4 protein-coding genes are annotated in these 10,515 nt (G+C 67.4%); all 4 read left to right on the top strand.

The genetic code is table 11. The annotated features are described in order from the left end of the window. Positions 1-634: 634 nt before the first annotated feature. Positions 635-1,135: a hypothetical protein gene (locus AC1D0O_RS24965; RefSeq protein ID WP_477656173.1), complete on the top strand. Its 501-nt coding sequence runs from the start codon at positions 635-637 to the stop codon at positions 1,133-1,135. Between the two features lie 131 nt (positions 1,136-1,266). After that, the gene (locus tag AC1D0O_RS24960) at positions 1,267-3,849 is read left to right on the top strand and encodes a beta strand repeat-containing protein (RefSeq protein ID WP_477656172.1); all 2,583 of its coding nucleotides are present in this window, start codon (positions 1,267-1,269) and stop codon (positions 3,847-3,849) included. Between the two features lie 115 nt (positions 3,850-3,964). Continuing rightward, positions 3,965-10,012 carry an SdrD B-like domain-containing protein gene (locus AC1D0O_RS24955; RefSeq protein ID WP_477656171.1) on the top strand — a complete coding sequence of 2,016 codons (6,048 nt, stop codon included), beginning with the start codon at positions 3,965-3,967 and terminating at the stop codon, positions 10,010-10,012. Continuing rightward, the coding region (locus tag AC1D0O_RS24950) for a glycine-rich domain-containing protein (protein WP_477656170.1) at positions 10,009-10,515 on the top strand (507 nt) is incomplete at its 3' end. The genes AC1D0O_RS24955 and AC1D0O_RS24950, both read left to right, overlap by 4 nt.

The raw sequence follows: 10,515 nt of genomic DNA, 5'->3' as shown, positions 1-10,515 counted from the left end.
TTGGTATTCCTTCCCCACCCCTTGTGGATGCGCCGAGGAGCGGAGGTCCAGACGGATCAGGGATCGCGTTGTCTGAGCGAAGCGAGTTTAGCGAGACCCCGTCTGGACCGAGCACCGCAGGTTGCCCGTAGCGAAGCGAAGGGACGCAGCAACCAGGGTCGCCTTTTCTTTGGTGACTTTCTTTTGGCGAAGCAAAAGAAAGTTACTTGCTGCCGGGCAACCCCCGGCCAGCAGGACTCAGCAAAAAAGCACTAAAGCCGGCGCAATCACCCGCGCTTGTAACAACTCACCCCCAGCCCCAAAGCCCAAATCCCCTCACACCTTCGTTTTATGTGACTTTTTGCCCAAAACAAAGGCCTTACTACTTGTGACTACTTGTAAGTTAAGGTCATGAAAAATTACAATAAGTCACAGGTGAGGCTCAGATATGCCCCGAATCTGGGTGTTTTCTCACAGAAATCCTGGTTCTCTTCTCGTTTTTGGGCGAAACGTGAATTAATCGAGCCAGGAAACAGTACTCGGTAACATAAAGTTACGCCATAAGAGCTGTAAACGCATACAGACCGCGCCTTCTGCGCACTGTCAATCAATGGCGCTGTTACCCGCCGATTTGTAACGAAAAGGATGTGAAACCATGAAATCAATTTTCAAATTTTGTATTTTTGCCGCTGGTCTCGCCCTGGGGCAGGTGGTTTTGGCGCAAGCCGCGCCTGTGACGTCCCAGCTGCTGGCGCAACGCGTCGAGATGGTGGCCGGCAAGCCGGTGCTCAAGCCTGCCGGCGACGGCAAGCCGGGCGACGTCCTGCAATACAGCGCGACCTACCGCAACACCGGCAGCGCCGCCGCGGCCAAGCTGCTGGCGACCGTGCCGGTGCCACCGGGTACCACCTTCATCGCCGCCAGCGACCAGCCTGCCCAAGCCCAGGCCTCGACGGACGGCAGCACTTTCGCGCCCATGCCGCTGACCCGCACGGTCAAGCAGGCTGACGGCAGCACGCGCAAAGAGCCCGTGCCACTGGCCGACTACCGCGCCCTGCGCTGGGAAATCGGCAGCCTGCCCGCCGGTGCCACTTCGGTGGTCAGCCTGCGCGTGAGCATCGATTCGCCGGCCGTCGTGTCGGCGGCCAAACCCTGATTCCCAGTTCTTGTTAGTTGTCTGTCGATTCACCGTTGTCTTGTAGCCAGGAGTAATACGCCATGTATGCCAACCCCCCAAGTCCGCGGCCCTTAGGGCTGCCGCACTTCTTCACCCACTGGATTGTGGGTTTGTTCGTTGCCTTCGCGCTGGCGATGGCCGGTATGGCGGCACACGCCGCACCGCCGCCCGCCGGCACGTCGATCAGCAACCAGGCCTCGGCCACGTACTCGGATGCATCCGGCATCACGCGCACGGTGACGTCGAACGTGGTGCAGACCACGGTGCAGCAGATCGCCAGCTTGACGCTGGCCGCCAACGGCGCGCAGAACGCGACGCCGGGCAGCGTGGTGTACTACCCGCATACCCTGACCAACACGGGTAACGGCACGGACACCTTCAACCTGATCACTAGCAACTCTGGTCCAGGCTTCACGATGGCCAGCGTGCAGATCTTCGCCGACAACGGCAGCGGTTCGCCCACGGGCCCCGCCATCACCTCGACCGGCGCAGTGGCCGCGGGCGGCCAGTTCAAGTACATCGTGGTTGCCACGCTCCCGGGCACGGCCACGGCGGGGCAGACCAACAACCTCACGGCGACCGGCACCAGCGTGTTCGACCCGACCAAAACCCAGTCCAACCTCGACATAACCACCGCCACGACCAACGCCGTCGTGACGCTGACCAAGTCGGCCAGCGTGTCGAGCGGCTCCGCCGGCACGGCCATCACCTACACCCTGACCTACACGAACACCGGTAACAGCACGGCCACCGCCGTGGCGATCACCGACATTCTGCCGACAGGCCTGAACTACACCGCGGGCTCCGCACGCTGGAGCGTCACCGGCGCCACGGCGCTGAGCGACAGCGGCGGCGCCAGTGGTTCCGCACCCAATACCCTGACGTCGGGCTACACCCTGGGCACCAAGACCCTGCTGGTCACGCTCAACCAGGTGACGGCCGGCCAGTCGGGCACCATCAGCTTCGGCGTGACCGTGGCTGCGGGCACGGCGCCCGGCGTGCTGAACAACACCGCCACGACGTCCTATAACAACGGCGCCGCAACGGTGACGGGTGGCTCGAACACCGTGCCCTTCACGGTGCTGCAGACCGCCGCCGTGACGCTGACCGGCACCACGGTGCCCGGCCCGGCCGCACCCGGCTCGACGGTGAGCTTCACCAACACCGTGACCAATACCGGCAACGGCTCCGACACCTTCAACATCACGCTGAGCGCAGGCAACTTCCCGGCCGGCACGACCTTCCAGCTGTACAAGACCGACGGCGTCACGCCGCTGGTCGATACCAACAGCGACGGCACGGTCGACACCGGCCCCCTGGCCGCAGGCGCGACCTACAACGTGATCCTCAAGGCCACGTTGCCGCCGAACGCGACCAACACCGGCGCGCCGTTCATCATCACCAAGACGGCAACGTCGGTGTTCGACCCGACCAAGACGGCCAGCACCCCTGACCAGCTGACCGCCGTGGCCAACTCCGCGGTTGACGCGACCAACAATCTGCCGACCGCGGTGGGTGTTCCCGGCGTGGGCGTGTTCGCCAACGGTGAAGGCGCAGCGCAGGTCACCAACACGCTGAATCCCGGTGCCTCGACGGTCTTCACCATCGTGGCCAACAACACCGGTCCTTCGCCGGACAGCTACAACCTGGGCGCCAGCACGGTCAACACCTTCGCCAGCGTGACGCTGCCGGCCGGCTGGACGGTCAGCTTCCGTGCCGACGGCGGCGTGGGCAACTGCTCGACCACCGGCGCGACCATCACCAACACCGGTTCCGTGGCCGCTGGCGGCAACGTCGTCGTCTGCGCGGTGGTGGGTGTGCCTGCCGGCTTTGCAGCGGGCACCACGCAGCTGTACTTCCGCACGCTGTCGCCCACGTCGAATGCTTCGGATACGCTGCATGACGCGGTGGTCGTGAACGCCGTGCGCTCGGTCACCCTGACGCCGAACGGCGCCGGCCAGACCTATCCCGGCGGTTCCTACGTCTACAGCCACACCCTGACCAACACCGGCAACGTGCTGGAAGGCAACGGCACGGTCAGCACGCTGACCCTGTCCGCTTCCGACAACCAGGCCCCGGCCGGCTGGACGTCCGCGCTGTACTACGATGCCAACGCCAACGGCGTGCTCGACGCGACCGACCCGCAGATCAGCAGCACCCTGCATGCCGCGGGTGTCCTGCCCGCGGGCCTGGCTCCCGGCGCTTCCATCACCGTGTTCAACAAGGTGATCGCACCGAGCGGCGCAACCCCCGGCGCGGTGGATGCCACGACCATCACGGTCACCACCAGCAACGGCAGCTACGCGACGACGGTTCCCGCCGTGGCCACCGCTGTTGACAGCACCACCGTGATCGCCGGCAACCTGACCCTGTCCAAGGCGCAATCCCTGGATACGGCCTGCGCCGGCCCCAATGGCGGCACGGTCTACGCGGCGGCCACCCTGAGCGCCCGTCCCAACCAGTGCGTGCTGTACCAGATCACGGTGACCAACGTGGGATCCGCGAATGCGACCTCCGTCGTCGTGTCCGACGCGACACCGAGCTACACCACGCTGAGCAGCGCCGCTGCCAGCACGGTGGGTACGGTGACCGGCCCAGCCGCGGCCGCAGCCGGCACCGTCACCGCAACGATCGGCACCCTGACCCCCGGTCAGTCGGCCATCGTGACCTTCGGCGTCCGTATCAACCCCTGACCCGGGACTGACCTCTTGCGCGGGAAGCGAAAGCTTCCCCGCTTTTCCAAGGGCACGACAGCGTGCCCTTTGGAAAGCGACGCCCTGCCGCAACCCAACCATCCATCCAACCCACATGCTTTTTCGCCCGCTGCGCAAACTGCTGATCTCCTGCATGTTGCTGCTCTTCTGGGCAGCCGCACAGGCAGCGCCGACCCCGGTGGGGACGGTGATCAGCAATACCGCGAGCGCGACCTTCGTGGACACGGCAACGGGCTTGCCGGTGCGCATCAATTCCAACACCGTGAACACCACGGTGGCGGCGCTTGAGGCGCTCACGCTGACCGCCAGCCAGAACCTCTTGATCGGTGTCGGCTCGTCCTTCACCATCAGCCACAACCTGGCCAACACCGGCAACACCGCCACCAACTACCTGGTGACCGCCAGCGTGGCCGGCGGCAGCGCCTTCACGCCGCTGAACCTGAAGGTGGTGCTGGACGTCAACGGCAACGGCCTGGTCGATGCCGGCGAGCCCGTGGTTCCCGCCGGCGGCGTGGTGCCGGTGGCCGTGGGCGCCACCGCGGGCCTCCTGATCACCGGCCAGATTCCGCCCGGCGCGGTGCCCGGCCAGACCGCGCAGCTCAGCCTGCGCGCGGTCAGCCAGCTGCAAAATGCCACGGCCACCAACACGGACACCCTCAACCTGACCAACGGCGCGGCCGTGCAGGTCAGCTATGCCGCTTCGACGGCCACCGCGACCCAGAGCGTGGCGCTCAACTTCACGGCCAGGGCCATCAACAACGGCAACATGGCGGCCAGCCCCGCCAACGTGACGGTCAACGGCGCGCCCGCCGCGCTGTTCATCCTGCGCGCACCGGTGCCGGTGAACACGGTATTCGCTTCAGTCCAGCCCGCCACCAATCCCGGCGCGCAGACGCTGTACCACTTGCAGGGCGCCGCCACCGGCAGCTATGTCACCACTGTGCCGGGCGGCGCCGTGGTGGACGCGGTGGCCTGGGCCATCGCCACTTTGCCGCAGGGCGGCCTGTTCCTGGGGCAGTTCAGCGTCATGGTCAATTCGAATGCCGCCAATAACGTGACGGGCGCGGCCTACGCCGACTGGACCGATGCCGCCGCGCCGCTGACCACCGCCAGCAACACCGTGGTGCTACCGCTGCCCGCGCATACCGCGAGCCTCCAGTTCTATACCAACAACAACTATACGACGCACGCCGCCCAGAGCATTCCAGGCAACGCGCTGTTTGTGCAAGCTGACGCGTCCATCTGCAATGCCGACCCAAGCACGATAGGCACAGTGGCCATCACCATCGTGAGCCAGCTCACCGGCGACTCGGAAACTTTCACAGCCGTGGAAACCGGGCCCAACACCGGCGTGTTCCGCATCCTGCCCAGCGTTCCCACCGCGAACGCGGCCTCGCACATCGTGGCCTCCGGCGACGGCATCCTCGAGGTGCTGCGCAACGACACCGTGACCGCCACCATCACGGCTTGCGGCGGCATCTCGGTGTCGGTCAGCACCACGCTGCTGGTCGACCCTTCGGGCACCATCTACAACTCGGCCACCAACCAGCCCGTCGCCGGCGCCACGGTGCAGCTGATTGACGTCCTCGGTGCGGGCAACGGCGGCAACCCCGGCGGCCCGGCCGTGGTGTTCCTGATGGACGGCGTCACGCCGGCGCCCAGCGTCGTCGTGACGGCGGCGGACGGTTTTTATGAATTCCCGCTGGTGCTCAACAGCCGCTATCGGCTGGTGGTTACCCCGCCGGCCGGCTTTTCTTTTCCTTCGCGGGTGCCTGCGGCGTTGCAGCCGGCCGGCCGGGTGATCGACACGCCGGGTTCTTATGGCGGGAATTTTCTGGTGGCGCTCGCGCCGGTGCATTTCGACGTGCCCCTTGACCCCGGCGCCACCACGGGTGGCCTCTTCATCCAGAAAACCGCCAACAAAAAAACCGCTGAGATCGGCGACTTTGTCGATTATTCGATCAAGCTCAACAACGTTTCCGCCGCAGCGCTGCCCGCCACCGTGGTCAGCGACAGCCTGCCGGCCGGCTTCGCCTACGTGCGCGGCACCGCGCGGCTCAACGGCGCGGTGCTGGCCGACCCCGCCGGCGGCGCCGGCCCCAGCCTGCAATTCGCCGTCGGCAACCTCGCCGCCGGCGCGCAGCCCGTGTTGACCTACCGCGTGCGCGTGGGCGCGGGTAGCCAGAGCGGCAACGGCATCAACACGGCCCAGGCCGCCAGCGGCGCGGTGCGCTCCAACAGTTCCAGCGTGCGTGTGCAGGTGGTGGGCGGCGTGTTTTCCAACAAGGCGTATGTGTTCGGCAAGGTGTTTGCGGACTGCAGCCGCGACGGCGTGCAGGACGCGGGCGAGCCGGGCATCCCTGGCGTGCGCATCTACCTGGAAGACGGCACCTATGCCGTGACGGACGAAGAAGGCAAGTACAGCTTCTACGGCCTGGAGCCGCGCACTCACGTGGCCAAGGTCGACAACATCACATTGCCCGCGGGCGCCACGCTGGCCGTGCTGAACAACCGCAACGCCTTCGATGCCGGCAGCCGCTTCGTGGACCTCATCAACGGCGAGCTGCACAAGGCCGACTTCGCCATCGCCGAATGCACGCCCGGCATTCGCGACCAGGTCGCCGCGCGCCGCAAGGCGCTGGGCAATCCGTCGGAAATCACCCAGGCCGCCGGCACGCTGCTGCAGGCCAACCGCGGCGCCGTCGCGGCGGACAGCCGCACGCTGCCCGCCGCCGGCGCCATGGGCCTGCCGGGCGCGCAGCAAAACAACGCCGGCAGCAATGCCGTGGCGCCGGCTCCTTTGCAAGGCAACCTGGGCGCCGTGGGCGACACCGGCGGCCCCGCAGCGCCCAATGCCCGCCTGCCCAAGCCCATCTACACGCCCGCCAGCGTGGAGCCGGCCCAGCCCGCCGCGCCCGCCGGCGCCGAGCCGGCCGCGGCCGAGCAGGTGCTGCAACCGCTGGAAGACCTGCTGCCGGAACTGGACGCGGCGACCGCCTTTGTGGGCCTGGTTGATGAGCAACTGCTGCCGGTCGCGCAGACCCGGGTCCGCGTGAAGGGACCGCTGGGCGCCCGCTTTGAACTGACCGTCAATGGCCAGCCCGTGCCCGCGACGCAGGTCGGCAAGAAAAGCAGCCTTGAGAAGAACAAGGTCCTGGCCTGGGAATACATCGGCGTGGACCTGAAACCCGGCCGCAACACACTGGCCGTGCGCGCCCTCGACGGTTTCGGCAATGCCCGCGGCACCGCGCAGATCACGCTGCGCGTGCCCGGCGCGCTGGCCAGGATCGACATCGGCGCGCCCGCGCAGCTGGTCGCCGACGGCGTGACCGCCATGCCCGTCACCATCGCGCTGCGCGACGCGCAGGGCCTGCCCGTGGCCGCGCGCACCCAGATCAGCCTGCAAGCCAGCCAGGGCCAGTGGCAGACCCCCGACCTCGATGCGCGCCAGCCCGGCACCCAGGTGTTTGTCGAGGGCGGCGAAGGCCGCTTCCTGCTGCTGCCGCCGGCCCAGCCCGGCAAGGCCGAGCTCACCATCACCAGCGGCACCGTCAAGTCGACCTCCACCATCGAGTTCATGCCCAACCTGCGGCCCATGATCGCCGCCGGTATCGTCGAAGGCACGATCAACCTGCGCAAACTCAACCCCTCGGCGCTGCAGCCCGCCCAAAGCGGCGATGTGTTCGAGCGCCAGATCCAGAGCACCTCGCGCAGCTTTTCCGGCGGCAAGGGCGAAGCCGCCGCGCGCACCGCGCTGTTCCTTAAAGGCAAGGTCCTCGGTTCCTCGCTGCTGACGCTGGCCTACGACTCCGACAAGCCTTCGGACACGGCGCTGTTCCGCGACATCCAGCCCGGCCAGTTCTATCCGGTGTACGGCGATTCATCGGCGCGCGGCTTTGACGCGCAGTCCACCGGCAAGCTCTACGTGATGCTGCAAAACGGCAGCAACTACGCGCTGCTGGGCGACTACTCGACGCAAAGCGACAACGCGGCGCGCCAGCTCACGCAGTATTCGCGGGCGCTCAACGGCGTGAAGGGCCGCTACCAGGACGGCGCGGTCACCGTGGAGGGCTTCGCCAGCCGCACCGCGACCACGCAACTGGTGCAGGAATTCCGCGCCAACGGCACCTCCGGCCCCTTCCTGCTCAACATCAACGGCGTGGTCAACAGCCAGCAGGTCAACATCCTGACTCGCAGCCGCAGCCAGGCCTCGGTCATCGTCAACGACACGCCGCTCACGCAGTTCACAGACTACGAGATCGAACCCATGAGCGGCCGGCTGCTGCTGAAGTCGCCGGTGCCCAGCGTGGACACCGACCTCAACCCCATCTTTGTGCGCGTGAGCTACTCGGTCGACACGGGTGGCGTGAAACACACCGTCGCCGGCGCCGAGGCCCGCCTGGAGGTCACGCCGGCCGTGACGCTGGGCGCCTCGACGGTGCGCGACACCGACCCGGCCAACCGCCAGAACCTGGACGGCCTGAATGTGACGGCCAAACTCGGCGAGAAGACGGTGGCCACCGGCGAAATCGCGCGCAGCAGCACCGACCTGCAGGGCAAGGGTTCGGGCCAGCGCGTCGAGATCCGCCATGAGGATCAGGCGCTGCAGGCGCGCGTCTGGGGCGCCAAGACCAGCGCCGGCTTCTTCAACCCCAACAGCGTGCAGTCGGCCGGCCAGTCCGAGTACGGCGCCAAGCTCGGTTACGCGGTGGACGAAAAGAACCGCGTGGTCGGCGAAGCGCTGCGCACCGCCAACAGCGTGACCGGCGCGTCGCAGACCGGCGCCGAGCTCAAGCTGGAGCACAGCATGGCAGGCAACATCAAGGTGGAAGTCGGTGTGCGCTACAGCGCCGCCAACACCGCCGCCGCGTTGTCCGGCCCGGCCCTGCCGGGTTCCACCGTGCCCATCGTTCCCTCGGCCGCGGCGATGGCGGCGGGCTCTTCGGAGGAAGTCGGCACCACCACCGCGCGCGTCAAGGTGACGGTGCCCGTGCCCGACGTGCCGCAGGCCGACGTTTACGGCCTGGCCGAGTACGCCATCGACGGCAGCGGTGGCCGTGAAGTCGGCGTGGGCGGCAACTACGCCATCAATTCGACGACGCGCCTGTATGCGCGCCACGACTTCATCAACAGCCTCAAGAGCATCTACACGCTCAACGCCTCGACCTCGCAGTACACCACCGTCGCCGGCATCAACACCGAGCTGACCGACAGCACGCAGCTGTTCAATGAATACCGCATGGGTGACAGCATCAACGGCCGCACCAGCGAAGCCGCCCTGGGCCTGCGCCGTCTCTGGCGCCTGGACAACGGCGTCGGCCTGACGGCCAGCATCCAGCGCATCAAGCCGATTTCGGGTGTGGTCGTCGACGACTCCAGCGCCGTGACGCTGGGCGCCGACTACACCGCCGCGGCCACCTGGAAAGCCTCGGGCCAGGTTCAGTGGCAGACCTCGACCAATTCGAGCAGCTGGCTGCTCACCGGCGCGCTGGCCAACAAGCTGGACGACAGCTGGACGCTGCTCAATCGCGGCCTCTACAGCGAGCAGACCAACCTCGGCGCGGGCGGCGGCAAGCGCGAGCTCATCACGGCGCAGTCCGGCGTGGCCTACCGCCCGGTCGCAACCGACACGTGGAACGCGCTGGGCCGCGTCGAGTACAAAAAGGATTCGGACAACACCCTGGGCCCCGGACTGAGCCGCGACGAATCCGGCCTGATCCTGTCCACCCACCTCAACGTGCAGCCCAACCGCAACTGGGCCATGAGCGGCCGCTACGCCGCCAAGTGGGGCCGGGACCGCTCCAACGGCATCAGCAGCCGCTCCTTCACGCAGCTGATAGGCGGCCGTTCCACCTGGGACCTGACCCAGAACTGGGACGTCAGCCTGCAGGCCTACCGCATGTGGGGCAACGGCGCCGCCGAAACCGCCGCGGGCGTGGAAGTCGGCTACCTCGCCTGGAAGAACATGTGGGTGTCCGTGGGCTATAACTTCAAGGGTTTCAAGGCCGCGGACATGGTGGGCGAGGCCTATACCCAGCGCGGCCTCTATCTGCGTGTACGCTTCAAGTTTGACGAGAACGTGTTCGGCGAGCCTTCCGGCGCCGCGCTTTCTCCTTCCCGCACGGCGGCCCCCCCATCATGATGCTTCTTCAACGCCCTGTTTCCCGCCCCGGCCTGCCCCGCAAGCCGGCGCCTTCACGCGGCCTGCTGCGGGCCGCATGGGGCGCCGCCTTGCTGCTGCTGGCCGCGCCCTGGGCGATGGCGCAGACGACTTTTAATTACACCGGCGCGGTGCAGACCTACACCGTGCCCGCGGGCGCGGGCGGGGTGACCATCCAGGCCAACGGCGCGGGCGGCGGCAGCGGCGGCAATGACTCCAACGGCTGGGGCGGCGCCGGCGGCGCGGGCGCGCGAGCCACCGGCACTTATTACGCGGCGCCGGGAACGGTGCTGAATATTTATGTAGGGCAAGGCGGCCAGCCTGGCAACACCTCGCAGGGCGCCTTCACCTGCGCCAATGCGGCCGGCGCGGGTGGCGCGGCGGGCGGCGCGACCGGTTTTGCCGGCGGCGCGGGCGGCCAGGCCGGCTGCAGCGGCTGGTCGGGCGGCGGTGCCGGCGGCGGGGCGGCCAGTGTGGTGGCCGCC

This window comes from Polaromonas sp. P1_F2 (assembly GCF_056405735.1).
Note: the sequence above shows the minus strand (reverse complement) of the source record. Positions and strands in the feature narration are given on the sequence as shown.